This window comes from Brevibacillus sp. NPDC058079, from assembly GCF_042885155.1.
GTDB lineage: Bacteria > Bacillota > Bacilli > Brevibacillales > Brevibacillaceae > Brevibacillus.
The window spans coordinates 1,128,273-1,153,144 of the sequence record NZ_JBHVSO010000001.1 but is presented as its reverse complement, the minus strand read 5'-3'; the positions used below and the strand labels follow the sequence as shown (position 1 = coordinate 1,153,144).

Genomic DNA, 24,872 nt, shown 5'->3' with positions numbered 1-24,872 from the left:
ATACATTGTATTCATAATTTTTACTATATACAATACTCCTATAAGATGCGGAAGGTGGGAGACGATTTGACAGCAACCTACAATAACTACATCGCTGGAGCTTGGGTGACGAGCCATACTGGAGAAGTTTTCCCAAGTACGAACCCTGCCAATACGAATGAGGTTCTCGGTTATTTTCAAAAATCGGACGGGCTGGATGCGCGTTCTGCCATTGAAGCTGCTGTCAATGCTTTTGGTGCATGGTCGCAAAAATCGGCTCCCACACGTGGAGAATTCTTGTTCTCCCTCATTCACTTATTGGAAAAAAACAAAGAAGACCTCGCAGAAACGATCACCCGTGAAGTCGGAAAAACATTGCGGGAAGCGAGAGGCGAGGTTGCCAAGACAATCACCTCGATGAAGCAGTTGACTGGGGAAGCCACTCGCTTGACAGGTCAAACGGTGCCTTCCTTTGATGAACGGGTAATTGGTTACACGGTGCGAGAGCCAATCGGGGTTTTCGCGATTATTGCGCCATGGAATTTCCCGCTGGGGATTGGCTTGTGGAAGATCGTTCCGGCTATCCTCGCAGGCAATACGGTTGTGTTCAAGCCAGCGAGCAACACCTCCTTGATTAGCGTAAAGCTGGTAGAGCTCTTGATTGAGAGTGGCGTTCCGAATGGCGTAGTGAACTTGGTAACAGGACCAGGTGCGGTAATCGGTGACGAATTGGCGAATCATCCACTGGTCAAGGGCATTTCATTTACAGGTTCTTCTGAAGTGGGACTCGCCTTGGGGAGAGCAGTTGGAGCCAGAGGAGGCAAGATTCAGGCGGAGATGGGTGGGAAAAATCCAGCGATCATTCTCGCGGATGCCGATATTGACCTCGCTATCGATTCCATCGTACTGAGTGGATTCTTCGATAATGGCCAACGTTGTACGGGAACCAGTCGCGTATTGGTTGTTCCCGAAGTAGCCGAACAAGTAAAAGCAAAACTGATCGAGCGAGCGAAGAGCTTGAAAATTGGGAATGGATTCGATCCAGACAATCATAACGGTCCGGTAGTGGACGAGCATCAGCTCAATTTGTATCTTCACTATGTACAAAAGGGGATCGAAGAAGGTGGCGTATTGGAATGCGGGGGTAAGCGCCTGGTAGAAGGTGATCTCGCCCAGGGCTACTTCGTCGCACCGACGGTGTTTACCGGGATTACGCAGGAGATGACGATTGCCAACGAAGAAATTTTTGGCCCTGTGATCGCCGTGGTCGATGTGGATTCTTTCGAACATGCTATGCAAGTGGCTAACCAGGTGGAATTCGGCTTGTCCTCCACGATTTTTACAAACGATTTGCAAAAAGCCTTCCAATTTGTCAAAGGTATTCAGTCTGGCGTCACACATGTCAATATGCCGTCGACTCATTTTGAATCACAGTTTCCGTTTGGTGGCAAAAAGATATCTGGATTGGGTCCGAGAGAGCAAGGGGAGTCAGCGCTCGATTTCTACGTGGAGACAAAAACGGTTTATATTCGGCCATAAGTATAGGGAAAGCAGGAGGAGCGAAGATGGAAGCGATTGGTGTTATCGGCATTGGTGCAATGGGTAAAGGGATGGTCTGCAATCTATTGCAAAAAGGCTACCACGTGTATGCCTATGATCCAAGTCCGGCAGCAAAAGCCTGGGCGAAGGAAAAAGGAGCGATAGTCGTCGAGTCTCCACAGGCAGTGGGTAGTGTAGCACGTGTCGTTGTCACTTCGCTTCCAGGTCCTGCGATTGTTGAGGAAGTCATGCTGGGTGCGGACGGACTTTTCTTATCATTAGGGGCGGGCAGTTTCGTATTTGATACAAGTACGATCGATCCTGCTACAGCAAAACGTCTGAATCAGCACGGCGTAGAAAAAGGGATCTACTACTACGATTGTCCGGTGAGTGGAGGACCTGCGGGTTCTGCGGCAGGAACGTTGACCATTATGGTCGGCGGTGATGAGGCCAAGCTTCCAGATATCATGGACTATCTAAGGGTAATTGGAAAGGAAATTTTCTATCTGGGTGAATCCGGCTCCGCACAGGTGGCGAAGCTTTGTCACAACTCTGTCGTTGCAGTCATCACAGCAGCGTTGGGCGAGGCATTCAGTGTCGGGGCAAAAGCAGGTGTCGATCCACACAAGCTGGCAGCCGTCATGGACAAAGGCTCGGCCCACAATCGTGTTCTCTCCGTTTTTGGACCTAACATCTTATACGGTACGTATGAAAATACGGTCTTTTCTTTGGATCATATGCACAAAGATTTGCAGCTCTATGCGCAAACGGCACGTGAACAGCAAGTGCCTGTTCTCGTTGGAGGAACGGTTGCACAAATGTATGAGGCAGCGAAAGCACAAGGCAAGGGTAGCTGGGATACGAGTGCGGTCTGTACCGTGACGGAGGAGCTAGCTCATACAACGATTGCGCGATAAAGGTTTGATGAAAAAGTCGACAGTTCCTTTTCATAAAGGAATTCTGTCGACTTTTTTCTGTGGAAAAGGGGTGCTGATTATCATTATCAATTAGCTCGAGCTTATTATAAGGTTCCTTTTTCGAGAGTCAACTCTAATTGTTCTTGGCATACAGTAGTGCTGTTGACAGCCTCAGACAGGGAGTCTAGCATTAATCATCATATCCGATGTGAGAGAAAGGAGTGAACGACGTGCAAGAACTATCCGCAACACAACTGATCCAATACCTGCAAGAAAAGGAGTCGGTCGCTCTTTTTGTCTATACACCGATGTGTGGGACCTGCAAGCTCGCAGCACGTATGCTCGGCATCATGCAAGAGACATTGCCAACTGTTCCTCTGTATCAGATCAACATTAATACGGCGCCTGCATTAGCAGAACAGTGGCAAGTGACCAGCGTACCCGCCCTGCTCATTTTTCACAGAAATGAATTGTTAGAACGCCATTATGCGATCCAGTCCGTTGGATTTTTATACGATGTACTGAAACCTCTGGCCTAGACATACACCTATTTCCTTCGCCATGAATATGACAAAGAGAGATGAAATGCGAAGGAGGAGGCGTATGCAAATCCACGTGGTGGAAGAAGGACAAACCTTAGCAAGCATCGCCGAGACGTACGGCACGACGCCGGAAGCGATTAACAAGGCGAATGAATTGCCAGATCCCAATAAGCTGGCAACTGGTCAGGCGATGGTGATCCCGATTGTAGGAAGCTACTATTGGGTCAAACAAGGGGATACGTTGTATACCATCGGTCAACGAAATCAGATCAGCGCAGCAGAGCTTGCTCGCGTCAATGGGATTTCTCCCTATAAACCGCTACAAGTCGGGCAAAAGCTATATATCCCGCCTCGCCCTAGACGAGCGGCTGATTTCAATGCGTATGTGGAACCGCGCCGCACTGTCCCACCAGCGATGGAAGCGGATGTTCGAACGGCTGCCCCTCATCTTACGTATTTGGCACCGTTCAGCTTTCGCATCAAACGGGATGGAACCCTCGAACGACCAACCCTGAACCATTTTCCGGCGATCGCAAAAGAAAACCAAGTTCTACTTTTGATGGTCGTGACGAATTTGGAAAAAGGTCAGTTCAGTACGGAATTGGGCGCACTCATCCTGAATGACCAAGAGTTCCAGAACAAGTTGTTGGATAATATTCTCGCGACCGCCCGTGAGCTGGGTATGGGGGATATCCATTTTGATCTGGAAGCATTGCCCACAACAGGGGCAGAAGCGTATGCGAACTTTTTGCGAAAAGCAAGGGACCGTATACATGCAGCAGGGTTGATGATGTCTGTTGCGCTCGCACCGAAGACGAGTGCCGAGCAAGCAGGCAAATGGTATTCCGCCCATGATTACAAGGCGATAGGAGCCCTTGCCGATTTTGTCGTGATCATGACGTATGAATGGGGCTATAGTGGTGGACCTCCCATGGCGGTTTCTCCGATCGGACCGGTGCGGCGTGTCTTGCAGTACGCCATTACCGAAATACCAGCCGAGAAAATTTTGATGGGCCAAAATCTGTACGGATACGACTGGACCTTACCGTACGAGCGAGGAACGACAGCGAAAGCTCTGAGTCCACAAGCGGCAATTGCTTTGGCTGCACAGCATAATGCAGTGATCCGGTATGACTATCGCGCGCAGGCTCCGTTTTTTACGTACACCGATGATCAAGGCAAGCAACATCAGGTGTGGTTTGAGGATGCGCGGTCTATCCAAGCCAAGTTCAATCTGGTTAAACAGCTTGGTTTGAGAGGCGTCAGCTACTGGAAACTCGGTTTGCCATTTCCGCAAAATTGGCTGTTGATCGAGGAGAACTTTCGCGTCCGTAAGCGTGCATAGTCATCTGGCGTACACTCCATCGCGGGTTGTACGCCTTTTTTTCGAATGAAAAATCATGGTATGATGAAGATGAAGAAGACAGTAAGGAAAAGGGGAGAAATCATGGGAGAATGCAAATTGGATCACAGCCATGAGGATGTACTCAAAAAACTGACAGAACAAGCTCCACATCTGTCGGAGTTGCGTGTGAGTCAATTCAAAAATCAGTTGAATGGCGAACTCAGCCAAGAGCGTCTAAACGAGCTGTTTCACTTATTGAAAAAGTATGACCTGGTAAGCCCTGAGGAGCGCCAAGAGCGCGAAAAACAAATGGATCACTTGTTTGGCTAAGCTTTATACATACATTTTTCGTGTTGCCCCCAAGTGGGAGAATCAGGCTGGAACCATGGTTCCATGCAGCGAGGAGTAACAATGGAAGACAGACTCTATTATCAGGATGCTTATACGAGAACGTTTTCGGCCCAGGTGACGAGGACTGGTGCCGAGCAAGATGGAACACCTTACGTGGTACTGAACCAAACGGCCTTTTACCCTACTGGAGGCGGACAGCCTTCCGATCTGGGCGTATTGGAAGAAATTCGTGTGGTAGACGTGGAAGAGGTAGATGGCGAAATTCGTCACCGACTGGAAGCTCCCTTGTCCGAAAGCATAGCGGAAGTAACGGGTCACATCGATTGGGATCGCCGCTTCGACCACATGCAGCAGCATGCTGGCCAACACATTTTATCTGCGTCCTTCCTGGAAGTCGTGCAAGCGGAAACCGTTGCCTTTCACTTGGGCAAAGAGCGTGTCACCATTGATGTACGACTGGATGAGTTGACAGCAGATGTATGGGAGAAGGTAGAAAAGCGAGCGAATCAGATTGTTCTGGAAAACCACCCCATCATTGCGCGGTTCGTTGATGACGAGGAGTTGGCAACGCTGCCCTTGAAAAAACAGCCGACCGTTACTGAAAATATTCGCGTCGTGATGATACCTGATTTTGATTACAACCCATGCGGAGGAACTCATCCAGCGCGTACGGGCGAAGTCGGGATGATCAAGATCTTGGGCTGGGAGCGACATCGCGGAAACATTCGTCTGGAATTCATCTGTGGCTGGCGAGCTTTGCGGGACTATAACCAAAAGCAAGCTGTCGTTCGAGATACGGCGAAACTGCTCGCTACCAATGAAGGGGAACTGATCGCACAGACGGAACGCCTCCTTGTTGAACGCGACGCCTTGAAGGCAAAATTGGCAGAAGTGGATAAGCAGCTCGTAGAAGTGGAAGTCAATCAACAACTATCTGCTGCTAGCCAACTCGGTCATTCTCGCCTCATTATGCGTACCTTCACAGACAAAACCATTCAACAGCTTCAACAGTTCGCACAGCTGGCTACTGCTCTGGCGCCAGATGCGATTTGCCTATTGGCTGCTACTACCGAGGACAAAATGCAAGTCGTGTTTGCTCGTGGGCAAGAAGTCAACGTAGCCATCAATCAAGTGTTGAAAGAAACTTTGCCGGTCATAAACGGAAAAGGTGGGGGAAATCCTGCCATGGCACAGGGTGGCGGTCAGTCAGTAGTGGATGCGGAAGAAGTATTGCTGCATGCTCGCAAACTGCTGGAAGCCTTACTAATGTAGATGAACTCGATTTAATAAAAGGAGGAATCCGCGATGAACTGGAATCCGGGAGATATCGTTCGCGTTACGCAGCGAACGGGTGAATATATTACAGAAGTATTGGAAATCCACGATTCGAAGCTGCTGGTAAAAGTGTTGGCAGTTACCAAATACCCCACTCAAGGCGATTTGCATTCTTCCTACGAAGTAGAGGTGCCGCTGTTTCACCAGCGTCCAGCACTCTCTTACATGGAAAAATTCATGACGCCTGTCCAAGGTGTCATTCGCTATAATGGCGCGATTCCAGACTACAAGGAATCTGTGCGCCAGGCGATGGAGAGAGAAATGGAAAAGCTTGCGAAAATGGCAGCTTGGGCAGAGCGTTGTCTCGTTGAGCTGGAAAAGATGCACAAGGAAGCCTTTACAAACACGAAATAGAGTGGTACTGTAGTACTCGAATGTACGACAATTGCATAGCTTTACTACCAAACGGGAGCCAAGCAACGTTGGCTGAGATTGTAACGAGTGTGTTACTGACCGTTGAACCTGACCTGGGTCATGCCAGCGGAGGAAGAGGTATTTGGAATCAGTATCACGTGTCGCATCCGAGCGGAACTATGCTTGTTTGCGTGCATGCATGATAAGACCACACTCAACCATCCGAGGCGGATGGTTTTTTTATGCCATTCGTCCCGTGAGATGGGATGGGTATACGGCTTCTTCTGTTTGTCTGAATCGACTCAGGCAGGTGGGAGAAGCCGTTTTTTTTCCAGAAGAAGGAGGTAATCAATGATTGTTCAGCTGAATGGGAAAAAAGTAGAGTTGGCGGAAGAGATCACGACAGTGCGGGCCTTGCTCGCTTCTTATTCCCTGCAAGAGAAGATTGTCGTCGTAGAGCGAAATGGTGAAATTATTGACCGCTCAGCGTACGAACAAACACCGATTGCAGACGGAGATCGCATAGAAATCGTTCATTTTGTCGGAGGAGGATGATCATGATGATGGATACATTGAAAATTGGACCTTACGAGTTTCGCTCCCGTTTGCTTCTCGGGACAGGTAAATTCGCTGACTTGGATACACAAGGGAAAGCAGTAGAGGTGTCGGAAGCAGAAATTTTGACATTTGCGATTCGTCGCTTGAATTTGGAAAATCCGCAAGAACCGAACTTTTTGGAACAACTCGATTTGAAAAAATTCACCCTGTTACCAAATACAGCAGGTGCCTATACAGCAGAAGAAGCAGTGCGCATTGCCCGTTTAGCTAAAGCATCTGGCCTGTGTGACATGATCAAGGTCGAAGTCATTGGAGACCCGAAAACACTTCTCCCTGACCCGATTGGCACGCTCGAGGCTTCGAAAATCTTGGTAGAAGAAGGCTTTATCGTACTGACCTACACCAATGACGACCCGATCCTTGCTAGACATTTGCAAGAGGTTGGCGTGCATGCGGTTATGCCAGGTGCGTCACCAATTGGTTCCGGACAAGGGATTGTCAACGAAAACAACCTCCGCTTTATTATCGAGGATGCCAAAGTACCGATAATCGTGGATGCAGGAATTGGCTCGCCAGCGGACTGCGCGAAAGCGATGGAGCTGGGTGCTGACGGTGTCTTGTTGAATACAGCAGTCGCACTCGCTGACAATCCTGTCCTGATGGCAGAAGCGATGAAGCTCGGAGTAGAAGCAGGTCGCAAAGGCTTCCTGGCAGGCCGTATCGCGAAAAAACGTTACGCGTCAGCAAGCAGCCCGACTGAAGGGATGATTGAGTAGCGTGGATCGACTGACAGAAGCGGTAGAATCGATTGCCAGCCGCAAAGAAGAGCTATTCACTTTATTGGCAGAGCTCGTTTCTCATCCGACTGTGAGTCCTCCCGCGCGAAACAGCGATGCCGCACAAGGAGTAATTGCCAACAGACTGCAAGCGATGGGATTCGAGGTCGATCGCTGGACGGTATATCCAGGAGACGACAATATCGTCGGTCGGTTATCAGGGAGTGCCTCTTCACAGGCAAACAGCTTGATTGTCAACGGGCATATCGATGTGGCTGAAGTCGGAGATGACACGGGGTGGATCTATCCACCTTTTGCTCTGACACATGGCAAGGATGGGCGCTTGTACGGCCGTGGTGTTGCTGATATGAAAGGTGGACTCGCAGCGAGCTTGTTTGCGATCCAAATACTGCGCGAACACGGAATCGAGCTCCAAGGTGATCTGCTCTTTCAATCCGTCATCGGAGAAGAAGCAGGTGAAGCGGGGACATTGGTCGCTATTGAGCGTGGCTATCAGGCTGACTACGCCGTTGTAGTGGATACGAGCAATCTCCAAATGCAAGGGCAGGGTGGGGTCATTACAGGCTGGATCACGATTGAGAGTCCGACGACGCTGCATGATGGAATGCGCGCACAGACGATTCATGCAGGCGGACGCGTTCGGGGAGCTTCTGCCATTGAAAAAATGACGAAGGTGATCACCGCACTACAGGAGCTGGAGCGGGACTGGGCTGTCATGAAGTCCTACCCAGGCTTCCCGGCAGGCAGTAATACGATCAATCCCGCAGTCATCGAGGGAGGTCGTCACGCTGCGTTCATCGCAGACCGTTGCGCTCTATGGATTACCGTTCATTTTTATCCGAACGAATCCCACGAAGAGATTATTCGAGAGATCGAGGATCACGTCGGGCGTGCAGCTGCAGCTGATCTTTGGCTGAGAGACAATCCTCCAACATTCCGGTGGGGTGGACGCTCGATGATTGAGGAGCGCGGTGAAATCTTCCCTTCACTGGAGTTGGATACGAAACATCCGGGGTTGGCAACGCTGCAATCCGCATATGAAAGTCACATGCATCAAGCGCCTATCGTTAATATGTCGCCTACGGTGACCGATGCAGGCTGGTTTGCGCATGGAGGCATTCCGGCTGTACTATTTGGACCAGGTGAGTTAACGCATGCACATGCCGTAGATGAATCGATTGATCCTGACCAGCTTGTACATTTTGCCCAGATCATGGCCCGATTTATTGCCACCTGGTGCAATACCCCAAAGGAAGCGAAGGAGTGAGTATCGCATGACAACCTTTACAGAGCGTTTAAGAAAAAGTGTAGCCCCAATCTGGGAGCGTGTTCATCAACATCCTTTCGTCACCGGACTCGGCGATGGCAGCCTGCCCGTTGGTGCATTCAAATATTACATGAAACAAGACTACATCTATCTGATTGATTACGCGAAAATGTTCGCGATTGCGAGCGTGAAGGCGTACGATCTGGAAACAAGCTCTCGCTTCGCTGCTTTGCAAGAATCGACGCTGAACACCGAGATGGAGCTGCATCGTCAGTATGCCGAGCGCTTTGGTATCTCTCGCGCGGAGCTGGAAGCGACAGAGCCTTCGTTTGTGATGCTCGGGTACACCAGCTACATGCTGCGTGTCGCTCATCAAGGGTCGTTGGCAGAATTGGTGAGTGCTCTACTCCCATGCACATGGAGCTATTGGGAGATCGGCAAGCGTTTGGCTCAAGTAGAAGGGGCGCTGGATCACGAACTGTACGGTGAATGGGTACGAATGTACAGCTCCGATGAGTTTGGGCAGCTGGCGATCTGGCTGATTGATATCATGAACCAATTGGCGGAAGGAAAGAGCGAGCAAGAGCTGGCCAAACTGGAAGAGTATTTTGTCAATACCTCCAAAATGGAGTACATGTTCTGGGACATGTCCTACAGAGAGGAAATGTGGCCGTGGGAGAACAACTAGCTTTCGCCGACGTCAGCTTTTCGTATGGCGACAAGCAGATTCTAGATCATTTTGATCTGCGTGTGGAAAAAGGGGAGTTCGTTAGCTTGATCGGTCCGAGCGGGATTGGGAAAAGCACCTTGTTTCAACTCATCGCAGGTCTTCTTGAGCCGGGACAAGGCGAAATCAGGCTCGGAAGTGTACCAGTAGCAAATCGTTTGGGGCAGGTCGGCTATATGCCCCAACGCGATCTGCTCATGCCATGGCGTACGATTGTCGAAAATGCAGCTTTGCCGCTAGAAATCAAAGGTATGACGAAAAAAGAAGCGCATGAGCGTGTCAGACAGCAATTGCCTAGGTACGGGCTTCAGGATTGGGCTGACAGCTATCCAGCCCAGCTTTCTGGTGGAATGCGTCAGCGAGTTTCCTTTTTGCGCGCGTTGTTTTCTGGTGCAGAGATGATGCTATTGGATGAGCCGTTTAGTGCATTGGATGGAATTACGAGAATGGACATGCAAGAGTGGCTGATGGAAAAGTGGCAGGAAACAGGCAGTACGATGCTGATGATTACACATGACATCGACGAAGCCATTTTACTTGCAGATCGTATTATCGTGCTTTCAGGTAGTCCGATCACCAAGCCGATCGAATTAACCGTTCCGGTGAGCAGACCGCGAACGGCGAGCAGCCGCAACCAAGCTGGATTTTTGGCATTGCGTGAACAAATTTGGGAACTGCTTCGACAGGAGCGCCAAGCAGCAATGAAGCCGTTGAGGAGAGAAGCATGATGGGGAGAGGCATTTGGTTTGGCATCTCCATCGCCATTTTTCTCCTGGCGTGGGAAGCTGGTTGTCGCTTCCTCGGAGTGCCGCCATTCATTTTACCGCCGCCTAGCGCTGTGGTCGTATCGTTGTGGGATTTACGTACCTCTTTAGTAGGCATACATCTTTGGGCGACGTTAAAGGAAGTGTTACTGGGGCTATCGATCTCGATTTTGTTTGGAATCTCCCTTGCATTTGCGATGATTCGCAGTCGGATTGTGGAGCGCTTGGTCTATCCGTATATCGTCATCTCCCAAACGATCCCCCTTATAGCATTATCACCCGTATTTATTTTGTGGTTCGGGTATGATTTATCTGGAAAAATTGCTGTTACGATTCTGTTTACTTTCTTTCCGATCGTCGTCAACACGTATGATGGACTTCGCTCAACGGACAAGGAAATGCTCCAGCTGTTAAAAACAATGGGGGCAACGGACGGACAAATTTTCACCAAGCTGCAACTCCCGTCGAGCTTACCCCATTTCTTCAGTGGTCTCAAAGTGGCAGCTACTTACAGCGTGGCTGGGGCGACGATTGGGGAATGGTTGGGAGCGAGCGAGGGTCTCGGGTACTTTGGCAGACGGGCATCTGGCAATTTTCAGGCTCCTGCGTTGTTTGCCTCGGTCCTGTTGCTCTCGATTCTCGGCATGCTGCTGTTTTGGCTGGTTGGACGAGTCGAACGTCATTTTTCCCCGCATATGAAAACTAAAGGAGAACAACAATGAAACCTTTCAACAAATGGACGAAAACATTCATGGCACTTACATTGGCAACAGGTCTTGCTGCTTGCGGCAATCAGGCGAGCACCGATACTGGTCAGACGCAAGCCCCTGCTGATAAAGGAGCGGAGCCGACAGAGCTTACGATTGCGCTCGATTGGTATCCGAATGCTGTACATTCCTTCTTGTATGTCGCAGAGGAGCAAGGCTATTTCAAAGACGAGAACCTCAAGGTGACCATGCAAATGCCTTCAGACAGCAATGATCCGTTGAAGATGGCGGCTGCGGGTAAAGTAGATTTGGCAATCAGCTATCAACCACAGCTCATCCAAGCTCGTGCAGAAGGAGTTCCTGTCGTATCCGTAGGTGCACTTGTTCGTCATCCGTTAAACGTGATCATGACGCGCCAAGACAGTGGAATCGATACTCCGCAAAAGTTGGCTGGAAAAAATATCGGTTATCCATCACTTCCACTTGATGAATCTATCGTACGTCAAGTTGTGAAGCATGGTGGTGGCGATGATTCCGGACTGACCTTCACGGATATCGGCTTTGACATCGTCCCAGCGTTGACAGCAAAAAAAGTCGATGCAGTAGTAGGTGGCTATATCAACCATGAGCAACCAATATTGGAGAAGCACGGCGTTCCAGTCAATGTGTTCAAGCCTTTTGAGTTTGGTGTTCCAGACTACTATGAGCTCGTATTGGCGACAAGTGACGAGACTTTGGGCAAAAAGCAGAAAGCTGTGGAAGGTTTCCTGCGTGCGATTGGCAAGGGACAGGACTATGTGAAAAATAATAAGGAAAAGGCACTCGATTTGTTGTTTACCAAACAGGCTACGGATTTCCCGCTGGAAAAAGACATTGAGACCAAGAGCTTGGATATCCTCATTCCGTTGATGGATGCGGGAGAAAAGCCTTTTGGATACCAGACGGCCGAATCTTGGCAAACACTGATTAATTGGATGAAAAAAGAGAAGCTGATAACAACTGACGTCAAAGCAGAAGAGATTATGCGTGATCTCGTGAAGTAATCAGTAAAAAGCACCCCCTTTGCACGCTCTTGAGAGTTTACTCTCCATTGGCGAGACAGAGGAGGTGCTTTCTCTATGATGTCTTCCTTTTAGGAGGAGAGGGGAAAACAAAGTTCTGCTGTCATCCCTTTTCCTGAATCGCTTGTTAACAGCAGGTGTCCATGATGAGCGGAAGCAATCCGTGCAACCATGGGCAACCCGAGACCATGACCATTGTGTAAGGGAGATTTTCTTTTTGACGAATAAGGCAATTCCATCAAGTCAGGCAGCATGCTTTGCTCAATGCCTTTTCCGTTGTCAGTGATAATCAAGAGGGCATTGCGCTGGTTGGGTGACACGGTCGTTTGCACGTGGATGTGACAGCCTAATGGGTTATGCGCGATGCTGTTTTGGACTAGATTCGTGATGGCGCGGACAAGAAGTTTTTCATCGCCCATCACGAAGCATTGCTCAGTCGTGACATCCAGCTCGATGGTAAACGTCTCTGCCAAATCATTGTTCAAAAAGTCAGTGACAATTTGCCGCGCAAGTGTCGATAGCCGAATCGGTTTGGTGTGAATGGGCTGCATTTCGTATTCCAGCATGGAAACGAGATTCAAGTCGCTGACCAAAGACCGTAGCTTTTCCCCTTGCTTTCGAATAATGCTTGCTTTTTGCTGCTGCTCGTAAGGCACCGCATCGCTCTCTTCCAATTCACTGGCATACCCGAGCACCATCGATAAAGGCGTGCGTATATCATGGGAAATTCCTGCGATCCAGTTCGAGCGTGCTTCGTCTCTGGCTTTTAGTAAAGCGTTCTTCTCTTGCAGAAGCGACGATGCATGATTAATGCTTCTAGCAATCCCGCTGAACATTCCCTTTGCCTCGAGATGTGTATGCTGATCTTCTGACAGGGCGTGAATCCCGCTAATCAGTGGGCGGATTGCCCGAATGAGTCGAGTGCCGATGAATAGCGAGAGAAGAGCGGCGAGTACGATATTTCCGAAAAGCAAAGCCAGTAATCGATACGGCAAATCGCTTATCCAACTGATCGGGAAATGAAACTGGTACTTGGCGAGACTGTCCTTCGGGTAGCCCACGACGACTAGCCCCAACTCATGCTCCCAAACAAAAACAGGATAGTCCTGTAAGTAATTTCGCGAGAACTGCGCGACTTCTGCCAGAGAATAGGTGCGGGGCAATTGGTCCGGTATGGCGTAGTCCCAGATCACCTTCCCATCGTTCGCAATCAGCATGGCCCAAGCCTGGCTTTTTTGCAACCATTCTTGTGCATTTAGTTCCAACGTATAGTGGGAACTGTTCTTGTGGAGACCTTCTGCCACAGCTTGTGTGACGTGAATGGGAGGAGATCCTTCGTTCATGCCTTTGAAAACAAATGTGCCGAGAATGATGTAATTGACGATGAGCAAAAAGACGGCGATCAGGATAGAAGCACCTGTATAACGACGTAAAATTCGTGCGGCTCCATCCATCTACAGCTCTTCCTTTACAAGTAATTTGTATCCGAGTCCTCTTACCGTCAGCAAATATTCAGGAGCGGACGGACATGGCTCGATCTTTTCGCGAATGCGCCGCATATGAACCATCAGCGTGTTTTCATACCCGTAGTAATCGTCACCCCATACAGATTGGCACAGGGCATCACTCGTGACGATTCGTCCCCGATTTTCATAGAGTTTTCGCAAGAGTGCGTGTTCCTTGGCGGTCAAAGCGTACTCGTGGTGATTTCTTTTCACGATTGCCGCCTCCAAATCGATTGTACTGTCACCAAGCTGGAAAACGGGCAGACGATCGATTTGGGGAGGAGCGTAAACGCGTCGTAAAATGACCAGGAGACGAAGAACGAGTTCGCGCGGCAAAAATGGCTTCACGATATAGTCGTCAGCGCCTAGGCCAAGTCCGAGCAATCGATCCTCATCTTCGCCTCTCGCTGACAGAAAAATGACAGGGATGTGCGAGAAACGACGGATCGAAGTCAAAAGTCCAAATCCATCTCCATCAGGCAGCATGACATCCAGGATCGCCACATCTGGCTTGTCCGAAGTGCATATCACTAACGCCTCTTTACAACTACCCGCATGAAAAATACGAGAGAATCCTTCCTTACGCAAAAATCCATCGATCATATTTCTGATTTCAAGCTCATCTTCCACGATGAGCACTTTTTTCTGTTTCCACTCTTCCATATTGAATCACCCGTATTTATTATACTCGCTCGATTTGTGTGTTCTACCCACTCGGAGTCGATTTAAGGTTGTTGTAAGATTCTTGTCAGCTTATCGACGGGTTGGAACTCTATGATTTCGTAGGAGAGACCAACAGATAGGAGCGAGAAAAGATGAATACGGTGATTCGAACGGAAAACCTTTCAAAACGCTACGGAGGAGCCTATTCCGTCCAGCGGGTGAATCTTGCGGTAGGAGAAGGCGAGGTTTATGGCTTCCTCGGTCCAAATGGTGCAGGAAAATCGACGACTCTTAAAATGCTGCTAGGATTAGTCAAGCCGACTGAAGGGAGTGTGTCCGTATTCGGGAAGGATTTTAGTAGGAACCGACTTGAGATTTTGAGTCAGACGGGTTCCTTGATCGAGGCTCCTTCCTATTATGGTCATCTTACCGGCCTGGAAAATATGCGTGTCATGCAGTGGCTGCGAGATGTCCCGGACAAACATGTAGAGAAGGCCTTGCAAATCGTCCGTTTGGAAAAGCAACAGAACAAAAAGGTAGATCAGTATTCTCTCGGGATGAAGCAGCGCCTGGGAATTGCTATGGCTTTGCTGCATTTTCCAAAGCTCGTCATCCTCGATGAACCGACAAACGGTCTGGACCCAGCGGGAATCGGTGAAATTCGGGAATTGATTCAATCGTTGCCACATCAGTATGGAATGACCGTTTTGCTCTCCAGTCATCTACTCTCGGAAATTGAGCAAGTGGCTACGTCTATCGGTATTATTCACGGGGGGAAACTGCTGTTCCAAGGGAGTATGGAGCAACTGCAACGGAATAGTCAGCCTCATGTTTGGATGAAAACGCAGGACAATGAAAAAGCGAGAACAGTTCTTCAAGAGATGGAGTTTTCTCCAAGTCTCCAAGATGGCTACCTGGTCATGGAAGGCATGGGGGATAGAGAGGTAGCGCAGACAAACCGGGCGCTGATTATGGCGGGCCTTGATGTTTATCGCATTGAAGAGCACAAAAAAAGCTTGGAGAGTATTTTCCTCTCCCTAACAGGCAAGGAGGGGAGCTTGTAATGAGGACACTCTGGCTAGAGTTTTATAAAATTCGACATAAGCGTTTGTTTCTTATGCTCGTCATTCTTTTGAGCATCGAACTAGCATGGGGGTTTATGGCTGTCAGCATCTCCATGACAAAAAATCCGGATGCCGCAAAGTGGAGCGCCATTCTGGTCACGATTACAGCCATGAACGGATTGTTTTTGCCGATCGGTTCGGCTGTCATTGTTTCACGGATTTGTGATATGGAACACAAAGGGCGTACATGGAAGCTGCTGATAGCTGCTTCTGTCAGCCGAAAAGCGGTTTATGCGGCAAAATTCGTTTCTGCGGCTGTTTTGATGGGGGGTGCCGTCATTTTACAGGCTTTGGCAATCGTTGCATTTGGCATTGGTTATGGTTTAGCGGAGCCAGTCCCGATTGGCATATTACTACGCTTTGTAGCAGGGACTACGCTGACGAATCTCGTGGTGATTGCTCTGCAACAATGGAACTCTCTCGCCATCAAAAATCAGGCATTTAGCCTATGCCTCGGGATGATCGGGGGATTCATTGGCATGACAGCGAGCTTGTTCCCGCCACAAGTCGGACGCCTTTTCATCTGGTCATACTATGTAGACTTTTCTCCCGTTACGTATCAGTACGTGAACGAAACCATGCTGTTTACTACACGCGAAGTCGGCGTTCATTTGCCGATCATCGTCGTACTCATGGGCATCGCATTCTACCTTGCTGGGAGCATTCACGTATCCCGGCAAGACCTATAGGGAGGACCTTGTATGCTAATCAAATGTTTGGGAGCAGAATGGGTAAAACTGCGTCGTTCTCGTATTTGGCTCGTTTTGCTAATCCTTCCTGTTTTCAGTACGCTGATCGGTTTCGCCAACTACTGGATGAACCAAGCGATCCTGCAAAATGGCTGGTACAGCCTGTGGACGCAGGTGAGCTTGTTCTACGGAGAATTTTTCTTACCCATTCTCATCGCGATCTGCTGTTCGTTCGTGTGCAGACTGGAGCATGCAAACCGTAACTGGAACGTGATACTGACAGCGCCTGTATCGACTCCAACGATTTTTATCGCGAAGCTGGTGGTGGTTGGCGTTCTCCTTTTTGTTGTGCAGCTTTTCTTCTTCGTGCTGTATATTTGCGCGGGTTTCATCGCTGGACTGCACGCACAGTTTTCGTTTCCTCCTGAAGTGTTCGGATGGATCATGCGAGGCTGGCTGGCTTCGCACACCATCATCGCCTTCCAACTGTGGCTTTCCACGCGGATACAGAGCTTTGCTGTACCAGTCGGCATTAGTATTTGCACTGTTTTTGTAGGGTTGGGACTGTATGTGTCTGGGCTGGGGATGTTTTTTCCTCTGTCGCTTTTAACGATTGGCATGGGCGTGCTCAGTCAAGAGAGTTTGTCGCTAGGAGAGTTGGGGACGTTTGTGGTCATGTGTGTATTGTTCGTGACGAGTGGCTGTGTACTTGGGATTCGCCGTCTTACGAGAGCGGGCATTTAACAGTTTTCGCCACATAAACGGTTTCCCTTTCTTGTCAAACAACCTTATAATAGAAGGTGAATGCTTGAATGAGGAGAAGTTTCCATGGACGACAAACACATAAACAAGACGAATAGCAAATGGGTGATCTGGGGGTTTATTCTCAGCGTACTCGCTTGTGCTGTGTCTATGGTGATTTTCATCTACGTGATGCGCAACTGACAGCACATGATGGTAATGTCAAAAAACCGCTCGTTTATGAGAGCGGTTTTTTGCTGTGGCGTTAGCGGGATATCACTGTTATTTTTCGGATGGCTTCTTCTTGGGACAGCTGGTTCAGCTCGGTAAAGCCAAGGTTGGAAAGCGCAATCGTTTTTCCTTGATAGATTGGATAAACGCCTTGCCAGAGGCCTGCTGTACTGTATAGCTGTGATCCGCTGACTTTACGTAAAAACAACAAATAATTCCCTTCCGCCAGCGGCCCAGGATATTGTAGGTTGAGCGGACTGGAGGCGTCGGGAAGCGGCTCTACGCCAGTGCTAATCACTGTTAATAGTCTGGATGCTGTGCCTTTTATGGCCTTTTTTACCTGTAGTCTTTGTGTATAGTTCACGATCTTGCCTTGGGGAATGGCGCGTCCCGTTGGATACGCCCGATGGGCACTGTCAACCCACGCGATGACGATCAAGTCACACTTTTTGACGAGCTCCGCAAGGGAAGAATAGGGGGAGGGATCTACTTGTACACGCCCGATGTCGGCTTGGGCATGGACGGGGAATGAAAAGGCGCAGAGAAGTGACAAACTGAGCAGCAATCGATAGAACATGAAACCATTTCCTCCAAACAAAAGAAGTCTTGAAGGTAGTATGAACGGAATGGGGATCGTTCATGCCTGTAGGGTTTTAGTATAATGGTAATATTCCGAATAAATAGAATACGTGCTATCATGATGGCGTACTGTGATTTGTTGGTTGAAATCGCCCAGACTATGACAAGGAGGTAATCATGAATCATTTGTTTGCTTTTCGACGTGTCGGTACGTGGTTTTTTGTGTTGGCTCTCTTGTTGCAGGTAGCAGCTTCGCCTGCGCTAGCCAAGGAAGAGGTCACTTCTTCTAGTCCTCTTTCACTCAGCATAGAAAAATTCCTCGCCGATTTGAAAAACGATGAGAATAGCAAGGGGATGTACGCTGGAATCGCGGTCTACGATCTAACCGACAAAAAGTACGTATATAAGCATAATGCCGAACGTAATTTTATCCCGGCTTCCAACATGAAGCTGTTCACGACAATTGCGGGTCTGGATAAGCTGGGGCCGGATTATCAGTGGAAGACCGAGGTGTTTGTTTCAGGAAAGGTAAATAACGGTGGCATTTTGCAAGGAGATTTGATTTTAAAAGGCTATGGGGACCCTAGCCTTAAGCCAGAGGATTTGCAGCAAATGGCAAAAGCCATCAAAGATTTGGGGATCAAACGAGTCAATGGAAACCTGCTTCTCGATGACAGCTATTTCGATGAGACCAGATTGGGCACGAGCTGGATGTGGGATGACGAACCGTATGGGTACAGCGCTCAGGTCAGTGGATTAGCCGTTAATAAAAACTTTACGACGATAACCGCAACCCCTGGAAAAACGGTGAACGATGCCCCCTTCCTGACCATGAATCCGGCTACCACATACATAACAGTCACAAACCAGTTGAAAACGACAGCGGGCAAGGAGAGCAACGTGCTCGTCGAGCGCCCGCGCGGAAAAAATGAAATCATCGTATCCGGTACGATCGGGATGCAAGCAGCTCCTTATGATGAAGATATCACGATGGAAGACCCGGCTTTTTATGTGGGCGATCTATGGAAGGATCAATTGCTAAAACAAGGGATTGCCTTACATCCAAAGACAGAAGTGAAAAAAACAGTGCTGCAAAGCGGAGTACCGCTCTATACCCACTTGTCCAAACCGTTGGCTGAGATCACGGTGGAGCTCAATAAGGATAGTGACAACTTCTATGCCGAGATGCTTGTAAAGACGCTTGGCGTTACCGAGAAAAGCGAGGGCAGCTTTGAGGCAGGTAGTGAGGCTGTAGCGGACGTGATGAAGCGCGCTGGCATTGCGTCAGGCTTTCGCCAGGTAGATGGTTCGGGGTTATCGAGATTTAATATGATCACTCCAGAACAGATGATCGAAACCCTCATCTTTTTGCAGGAGCAAGAATATCGAACGGAACTGGAAAAATCACTCCCAATCGCAGGAGTGGACGGCACCTTGAAAAACCGCATGAAAGGAACAAGTGCGGAAAAGAATTTGTTTGCGAAGACAGGGTCGTTAAGCGGTGTCAATACCATGTCGGGTTATGTAACGGCAAAAAATGGTCATAAGCTGGCCTTTTCGATTTTGATCAACGGCATCTATAAATCGAAGTATGCGAGGGAGCTACAGGATCGAATCGGAATTTTGTTAACAACTTATCCGGATATCGCAGCTCCGGAAGGTTTCAGCCCTCCAGAGAAAAAGACGTACCCACTCTCTTCTTTGATCGATCCCATCCTCGATACGCCAGAAGCAGCAAGTGTAACGGCTGGGATCATGGTCAAATCGTTGGATTCATCAGGTGACCCTGTTTTATACGAACGGGATGCGGACACACTGCTTACCCCAGCATCGAATCTGAAGCTGCTGACGACTGCCACAGCATTGAACCAGCTTGGTTCAGATTACGTATTCAAAACGGAAGTGTATGGAGACTCATCGATCACCTCTACGGGCGTACAACAAGGCAATCTGTATGTGAAAGGATACGGTGACCCTACTTTGCACACAGAGAATGCGCTACAAGTGCAGGAAGGTGTGTCGATTGAAAAAATAGCAGGGTGGCTCAAGCAACAAGGAATCACGCGTATCAACGGGAATCTCGTGATGGATGATAGCTACTTTGACCAACAACGGCTTGGCCTTGGCTGGGCATGGGATGACGAGAGCTACTATTACAACCCGACCATAGGGGCTCTAGCATTAAATCGTGGAACGGTCATGATCGAATTCAAGCCCGCTAACGACGCTGGCGGACCAGTGGAAATCAACGTGCTTCCCAAAACAGCTTATGTGCAAGTGATCAATGAAGCCAAGACCGTACAAAAAGGGGAAGAAAATACGTTTGCTATCCTGCGTGACCGTGGCACAAATACAATCAGACTGTCAGGAAACCTCCCTCTTGATCACGAAGGGGATTACGAGCGCGTACCCGTGGAAGAGCCAGCCAAGTACGTGGGGACCGTGCTGAAGGAAACGTTGGAGCAAGAAGGAATTGCGTTTGCTCCGAAAAGCGAAGTGTTGATCCAGCCAGTTCCTTCAACAGCAGTGAAATGGACACAATTTGAGTCACTGCCGCTCAAGGAAATCGTTCAGTACCTCAACAAGCGCAGTGACAATTACTACGCCGAAATGCTTCTCAAGACACTCGGAGCCGCAAAGAAAGGGAAAGGAAGCGCAGCCGCTGGGGCAGAGGTGGTCACGGAAACAGTATCTTCGCTCGGCGGGAATACCACCTTCGACATGATCGATGGATCAGGATTGACGCGCTACAATCTTATTTCTGCTCGGCAGATCGCATCCGTACTGGAGGGAATGACAAAGGAATCGACATTTGCCACTTACGATGAATCTTTACCCATAGCGGGAATCGATGGCACACTGAAAAACCGCTTGAAGGAAACGCCTGCCGCTAATAATCTTCATGCGAAAACAGGTTCGATGACGGGTGTGACCACACTGTCGGGCTATCTCACGACCAAAGGCGGGGAGAAGCTCATCGTTTCGATTATGTTTAATGGTTATGTCGAGGATGAAGAGCTGTTTACCAAGATGCAGGACCAGATCATCACGATACTGGCCAGTTATGAATAGGAATCACGCAAAAAAGGAGCCCCAATATCGGGAGCTCCTTTTTCTGTTGGTATCGTCGACTGAACTGGGTCAATGCCTGTAGCGGTCAATCAGCGCGTGACATATCTATATTCAGATTAGGAAGCAGGCGAAGTACAGAACAGCGATGAAGGAGGGGAAAAACAGAAGATGCACCCTGCACTCTTTCATTGGAAGCGTTTGGAGCAAGTCGTAACAGAAGTGTTTGTACAGGCAGGTGCAAGACGCGAGCATGCAAGGCTAGTTGCAGAATCTCTCGTCCATGCTGATTTGCGCGGCATAGAGTCCCATGGGTTGGCGAGGCTGCCGATTTATATCCAACGAATCGAAGCAGGCTTGATCGAATTGAACGATGAGCCAGTGGTATGGAAACAGGAGGGAGCAACAGCACTGGTAGACGGCAAAAACCAGCTGGGTGCGGTAGTCGGGGTTGCGGCACTGGAGGAAGCGATCAAGTTGTCACAGCAGATGGGAATCGGGGTAGTTGGTGTTCGTCATTCCAACCACTTTGGCTCTTGTTCGTACTATGCAGAACGAGCGATCGCAGAAGGAAGGATTCTTCTTGTCCTTTCCAATGCTCCCGAAGCAATAGCACCTACAGGAGGGATTCGCCCTTTTTTCGGAACGAATCCAATTGCGGTGGGAATACCAGCAGGGGAAGAACCATCCTTTTTGTTAGATATGGCGACGAGTGTCGCTGCCAGAGGAAAAATCGCCTTAGCCGTTAAAAAAGGGGAAACGATTCCTGCCGATTGGGCCATCGATCCCAATGGGAAGGAAACGACTGATCCCACACAAGCTTTGCTAGGCTCACTTTTGCCGATCGGGGGAGCAAAGGGTTATGGATTGGCGATGTTCATCGATATCTTGTGTGGGCTGCTAACGGGTGCAGCAACGGGACCACATGTAAAAAGCTTGTATGACAATTGGAACGATCCACAAAACGTTGGACATCTATTCTTGACGGTGGATATTGAACGATTTATGCCACTGCGGGATTTTTGCACCAATATGGATGCATACATTCGTGAGGTGAAAAGTGTACCTACGAAAGAAGGAGTATCCGAAATTTTCATACCTGGCGAGATCGAGGGCCGAAAAAAGCGAGAACACATGGAAAACGGTATTCCATTCGATCCGAATCTGACGAAAGAACTGAGCCAATTATGCCGCACCTATGGAGTCGATTTGCAGGCTGCGTATCATATCCCCTAATCAGATTTCCTATCGCAGGAGGTTTCATGGACAATACATCGCACATAGACTAATGTCATCGGTTTGGAAAGGAGTGAACCGCTTTGCAACGACACATGTGCAAAGGCAAAATTCACAGGGCGACAGTTACGCAGGCCGAACTGGATTACGTGGGGAGTATCACAATTGACGTTGCTCTCATGGATGCGGCAGATATCAAGCCATATGAAATCGTGCAAATAACCAGTTTGCGTAATGCCACGCGCTGGAAAACATACGCGTTACCCGGAGCAACGGGTAGCGGAGTCATCTGTCTGAATGGTCCACCTGCCCACCTATTTTCGCCAGGAGATCTAGTCATCATTTTGAGTATGGGCATGTACGATGAATCCGAGATCGAACAGCTCGTTCCCAAGGTCGTGTTTGTGGACGAACAGAATCGTATCACGAAAGTAGAGGAGCATCATCTGATAAAGAATGGAGAGACACTGCCATAAAACCGCCAAACGTAGGAAAATGGGGCAAGCATAAGCACATGATCAAAGACGAACTCTTGCTGGAGTATTTGCCCAAAACCCGCGTGTACTCTCCTGAAGAGCTATGGGTGTATGCAGAAGCGTTTACACATGTGATGCTGAAGCCTTCGGGAGGCGGCGGTGGGGTAGGAATTATTCAAGTAACGGCGCGAGGAGAAGAGCAGTATTTGGTTCATAGTGGGAGTCGCCGGCGTCTCGTGGATGGGAAAGAGGCCACGATCCGATACGTGGAATCGTTGTTTCGCCCAAAAACATACCTGCTCCAGCCACGTATCCCACTCGGTAGAATCAACGGCAAGCCTTTTGATGTACGTGTCATGATCCAGCGAAGGAGCAACAAGGAGCCTTGGGTCATAACGGGTTGGTGTGCAAAGCTTGCAGGACCGGGCTATGTCGTGACAAATGTGGCTCGAAGTCGTGGAAAAGTTTTGCCCGTCCAGACGGCAATCAAGCTGTCGAATATAGAAGCAGGCCCGCATCTCTTGAGTGATATCCGCATGGTAGCTGCGGCGGTAGCTAATCGATTGGGAAAAGCCTATCCGACACTCCGGGAGATCGGTTTGGACTTAGGGATTGATGTGGATGGCAAACCGTGGATTATTGAAGCCAACTTCCGCCCTGCTCTTTCTCTCTTTCAAAAGCTGGAGGATCAGTCCTTTTACAAACGAATTGTCTCCATGCGAAAACGATAAGAGGAAAACCACTTGTCGATGTGCAAACGGTAAGATATGGCAGGTGGTTTCTTCCGTTTTTCTACTTCTAAGTAAAGTGAGAAAAATGATAATGATCTTGCAATTACAACTATGGCGTTGCTACTAGCTAATGGACGCAAAAGTTGATAGAATGCCTCTCAATAAGGTGGGAGGTAATATATACGTCGATGATAACCTTGTCTAAGAAAGAAATGTTACTGGTCAGTTTTATGCTGTTTTCGATGTTTTTTGGTGCAGGGAACCTTATTTTTCCACCCTATCTGGGTCAAGAGGCTGGTTCCTATGTTTGGCTGTCGATTGCAGGCTTTGTCTTATCGGCTGTCGGTCTCCCCATCCTTGGGGTGATTGCCATCGCAAAAGCAGGGAGCTTTTACCAATTGGCGAGTCGTGTTCATCCAAGCTTTGCTCTTATTTTTCCTATTTTGATTTATGTGTCGATTGGACCCGCACTTGCTATCCCTCGTGCAGGCAGTCTCGCGTACGAGATGGGAATGGCGCCGTTTTTGTCGGCACAAGCCGCTGATTCCACCTGGAGTCTGTTCCTCTATACGATCGTATTTTTTGGCATTGTCTTTTGGTTTAGTCTGAGTCCTTCCAAATTGATTGATCGCTTTGGGAAAATACTGACTCCTGCACTGCTGACCATGATTGCATTAATCTACATCAAGAGCTTATTTACACCACTGGGTCCAACAGGGGTACCAGCAGGAAAATATGCCGCCAATCCAGTTGTGCAAGGTTTTCTGGACGGGTATTTAACCATGGATGCTTTGGCTGCACTCGTATTTGGTATCGTGATCGCCAATACGCTGCGGAGCAAGGGAATCGAGGACAAAAAGCAACTGTCTGCGAATATGATCAAAGCAGGTCTCGGAGCAGGTATGTTGCTGACATTCATCTATGTCATTTTGGGATTGCTCGGTTCATCCGGTGCCTCTTTAGGAAGACCGGAGAATGGCGGGCTGCTCCTGACAGCTATCATGAGGCAGCTATTTGGGACAAGCGGTACACTGATTCTTGGTGTCATCTTTACCGTCGCTTGCCTCTGTGTATCGATTGGACTCGTAACTTCTTGCAGCCAATACTTTCATGGACGATTCAAAGGTTTGTCCTATAGAGGATGGGCAGTGATTCTCTGTGTCCTGAGTATGGGAGTCGCAAACTTGGGACTATCGGAGATTTTGAGTGTATCAGTCCCGATCCTGGGCGCTATTTACCCAATTGCTATCGTGCTCATTTTGTTGGCGTTGCTAGAGCACTGGATACCTGCGCATTCCGCTGTGTATATGACAACTGTTGCAGTTGTGACGGTTTTTGGTGTCGTGGATTTGATGAATCTTACATTTTTTAATCAGAGCTGGAACGACATCTTGGGTGTTCTTCCTTTTTATAAGGAAGGGGCTGGTTGGATCATGCCAGCGTTATTTGCTGGTTTTGTCGGTGTTCTGCTCGATTTTCGGAAAAGGACAAACCGCACAGGAACAGGAACAACGACTTCCCCATCAAAATAAGGCAGCACATAAGAGAGGGCTTCGTTTTTGCGAAGCTCTCTTGTTGTGGAAGA

The 24,872-nt window shown here is 48.9% G+C and carries 25 protein-coding genes and 1 riboswitch; of the genes, 22 read left to right on the top strand and 3 right to left on the bottom strand.

Annotated features, from left to right (window positions below):
* Nucleotides 1-45 precede the first annotated feature (45 nt).
* The 14 genes from ACFVS2_RS05215 (at nucleotide 46) to ACFVS2_RS05150 (ending at nucleotide 12,225) form a co-directional block, all read left to right on the top strand.
* A complete protein-coding gene (locus tag ACFVS2_RS05215) occupies nucleotides 46-1,518 on the top strand; it encodes an aldehyde dehydrogenase family protein (RefSeq protein ID WP_390231797.1) in 1,473 nt (490 codons plus the stop codon).
* Between the two features lie 26 nt (nucleotides 1,519-1,544).
* Complete coding sequence (locus tag ACFVS2_RS05210; RefSeq protein ID WP_390231794.1) at nucleotides 1,545-2,435, top strand: NAD(P)-dependent oxidoreductase; 891 nt, start codon at nucleotides 1,545-1,547, stop codon at nucleotides 2,433-2,435.
* Nucleotides 2,436-2,665: 230 nt separating this feature from the next.
* Entirely contained in the window at nucleotides 2,666-2,974 is a 309-nt protein-coding gene (locus tag ACFVS2_RS05205) for a thioredoxin family protein (RefSeq protein WP_390231791.1), read from the top strand.
* Nucleotides 2,975-3,038: 64 nt separating this feature from the next.
* Entirely contained in the window at nucleotides 3,039-4,322 is a 1,284-nt protein-coding gene (locus ACFVS2_RS05200) for a glycoside hydrolase family 18 protein (protein ID WP_390231788.1), read from the top strand.
* 102 nt (nucleotides 4,323-4,424) lie between these two features.
* Nucleotides 4,425-4,652 (top strand): hypothetical protein, encoded by a 228-nt coding sequence (locus ACFVS2_RS05195; protein ID WP_390231785.1) that lies wholly within the window; start codon nucleotides 4,425-4,427, stop codon nucleotides 4,650-4,652.
* Between the two features lie 81 nt (nucleotides 4,653-4,733).
* Nucleotides 4,734-5,945: an alanyl-tRNA editing protein gene (locus tag ACFVS2_RS05190; protein WP_390231782.1), complete on the top strand. Its 1,212-nt coding sequence runs from the start codon at nucleotides 4,734-4,736 to the stop codon at nucleotides 5,943-5,945.
* A gap of 33 nt (nucleotides 5,946-5,978) precedes the next feature.
* On the top strand, nucleotides 5,979-6,362 hold the full coding sequence (gene kapB / locus ACFVS2_RS05185) for a kinase-associated lipoprotein KapB (protein ID WP_173619407.1): 384 nt from the start codon (nucleotides 5,979-5,981) through the stop codon (nucleotides 6,360-6,362).
* Nucleotides 6,363-6,403: 41 nt separating this feature from the next.
* A riboswitch (TPP riboswitch) is annotated at nucleotides 6,404-6,514 on the top strand.
* A gap of 199 nt (nucleotides 6,515-6,713) precedes the next feature.
* Nucleotides 6,714-6,917 (top strand): sulfur carrier protein ThiS, encoded by a 204-nt coding sequence (thiS, locus tag ACFVS2_RS05180; RefSeq protein ID WP_007729348.1) that lies wholly within the window; start codon nucleotides 6,714-6,716, stop codon nucleotides 6,915-6,917.
* 5 nt (nucleotides 6,918-6,922) lie between these two features.
* Entirely contained in the window at nucleotides 6,923-7,696 is a 774-nt protein-coding gene (locus tag ACFVS2_RS05175; protein WP_048033005.1) for a thiazole synthase, read from the top strand.
* Nucleotides 7,689-8,984, top strand: coding sequence for an acetylornithine deacetylase (locus ACFVS2_RS05170; RefSeq protein ID WP_390231778.1), 1,296 nt, complete (start codon nucleotides 7,689-7,691; stop codon nucleotides 8,982-8,984). The genes ACFVS2_RS05175 and ACFVS2_RS05170 overlap by 8 nt, the downstream gene beginning before the upstream one ends.
* Before the next feature lie 7 nt (nucleotides 8,985-8,991).
* Nucleotides 8,992-9,672: a thiaminase II gene (tenA, locus tag ACFVS2_RS05165; RefSeq protein WP_007729343.1), complete on the top strand. Its 681-nt coding sequence runs from the start codon at nucleotides 8,992-8,994 to the stop codon at nucleotides 9,670-9,672.
* Nucleotides 9,657-10,439, top strand: coding sequence for an ABC transporter ATP-binding protein (locus ACFVS2_RS05160; RefSeq protein ID WP_173619404.1), 783 nt, complete (start codon nucleotides 9,657-9,659; stop codon nucleotides 10,437-10,439). Before tenA ends, ACFVS2_RS05160 begins: the two co-directional genes overlap by 16 nt.
* Nucleotides 10,439-11,197: an ABC transporter permease gene (locus tag ACFVS2_RS05155; RefSeq protein ID WP_390231773.1), complete on the top strand. Its 759-nt coding sequence runs from the start codon at nucleotides 10,439-10,441 to the stop codon at nucleotides 11,195-11,197. Before ACFVS2_RS05160 ends, ACFVS2_RS05155 begins: the two co-directional genes overlap by 1 nt.
* Complete coding sequence (locus tag ACFVS2_RS05150) at nucleotides 11,194-12,225, top strand: ABC transporter substrate-binding protein (RefSeq protein WP_390231770.1); 1,032 nt, start codon at nucleotides 11,194-11,196, stop codon at nucleotides 12,223-12,225. Before ACFVS2_RS05155 ends, ACFVS2_RS05150 begins: the two co-directional genes overlap by 4 nt.
* Before the next feature lie 89 nt (nucleotides 12,226-12,314).
* Here ACFVS2_RS05150 and ACFVS2_RS05145 read toward each other — a convergent pair whose 3' ends face one another.
* Entirely contained in the window at nucleotides 12,315-13,697 is a 1,383-nt protein-coding gene (locus ACFVS2_RS05145; protein ID WP_390231767.1) for a sensor histidine kinase, read from the bottom strand.
* Nucleotides 13,698-14,411, bottom strand: coding sequence for a response regulator transcription factor (locus ACFVS2_RS05140; RefSeq protein ID WP_390231765.1), 714 nt, complete (start codon nucleotides 14,409-14,411; stop codon nucleotides 13,698-13,700). It abuts the gene before it with no gap.
* Nucleotides 14,412-14,563: 152 nt separating this feature from the next.
* Between ACFVS2_RS05140 and ACFVS2_RS05135 the strand changes: the two genes are divergently transcribed.
* The 3 genes from ACFVS2_RS05135 to ACFVS2_RS05125 are packed head-to-tail and all read left to right on the top strand — an operon-like array spanning nucleotide 14,564 to nucleotide 16,968.
* Nucleotides 14,564-15,475 carry an ABC transporter ATP-binding protein gene (locus tag ACFVS2_RS05135; protein ID WP_390231762.1) on the top strand — a complete coding sequence of 304 codons (912 nt, stop codon included), beginning with the start codon at nucleotides 14,564-14,566 and terminating at the stop codon, nucleotides 15,473-15,475.
* Nucleotides 15,475-16,224 carry an ABC transporter permease gene (locus ACFVS2_RS05130; protein ID WP_390231759.1) on the top strand — a complete coding sequence of 250 codons (750 nt, stop codon included), beginning with the start codon at nucleotides 15,475-15,477 and terminating at the stop codon, nucleotides 16,222-16,224. The genes ACFVS2_RS05135 and ACFVS2_RS05130 overlap by 1 nt, the downstream gene beginning before the upstream one ends.
* A gap of 12 nt (nucleotides 16,225-16,236) precedes the next feature.
* Entirely contained in the window at nucleotides 16,237-16,968 is a 732-nt protein-coding gene (locus ACFVS2_RS05125) for an ABC transporter permease (RefSeq protein WP_390231757.1), read from the top strand.
* 262 nt (nucleotides 16,969-17,230) lie between these two features.
* Here the strand turns inward: ACFVS2_RS05125 and ACFVS2_RS05120 are convergent, their stop codons facing one another.
* Entirely contained in the window at nucleotides 17,231-17,773 is a 543-nt protein-coding gene (locus tag ACFVS2_RS05120; protein ID WP_390231754.1) for a hypothetical protein, read from the bottom strand.
* A 179-nt stretch (nucleotides 17,774-17,952) separates the two neighbouring features.
* Here ACFVS2_RS05120 and dacB point away from each other — a divergent pair, with 179 nt between their 5' ends.
* From dacB to brnQ, 5 genes are all read left to right on the top strand, one after another.
* Complete coding sequence (gene dacB / locus ACFVS2_RS05115; RefSeq protein ID WP_390231752.1) at nucleotides 17,953-20,847, top strand: D-alanyl-D-alanine carboxypeptidase/D-alanyl-D-alanine endopeptidase; 2,895 nt, start codon at nucleotides 17,953-17,955, stop codon at nucleotides 20,845-20,847.
* A 168-nt stretch (nucleotides 20,848-21,015) separates the two neighbouring features.
* The gene (locus ACFVS2_RS05110) at nucleotides 21,016-22,080 is read left to right on the top strand and encodes an Ldh family oxidoreductase (RefSeq protein WP_390231749.1); all 1,065 of its coding nucleotides are present in this window, start codon (nucleotides 21,016-21,018) and stop codon (nucleotides 22,078-22,080) included.
* An 83-nt stretch (nucleotides 22,081-22,163) separates the two neighbouring features.
* Complete coding sequence (gene panD / locus ACFVS2_RS05105; RefSeq protein ID WP_173619394.1) at nucleotides 22,164-22,556, top strand: aspartate 1-decarboxylase; 393 nt, start codon at nucleotides 22,164-22,166, stop codon at nucleotides 22,554-22,556.
* Nucleotides 22,557-22,594: 38 nt separating this feature from the next.
* Entirely contained in the window at nucleotides 22,595-23,287 is a 693-nt protein-coding gene (locus tag ACFVS2_RS05100; protein WP_390231746.1) for a YheC/YheD family protein, read from the top strand.
* 188 nt (nucleotides 23,288-23,475) lie between these two features.
* Nucleotides 23,476-24,819 carry a branched-chain amino acid transport system II carrier protein gene (gene brnQ / locus ACFVS2_RS05095; RefSeq protein WP_390231743.1) on the top strand — a complete coding sequence of 448 codons (1,344 nt, stop codon included), beginning with the start codon at nucleotides 23,476-23,478 and terminating at the stop codon, nucleotides 24,817-24,819.
* The last annotated feature ends 53 nt before the right edge of the window (nucleotides 24,820-24,872 follow it).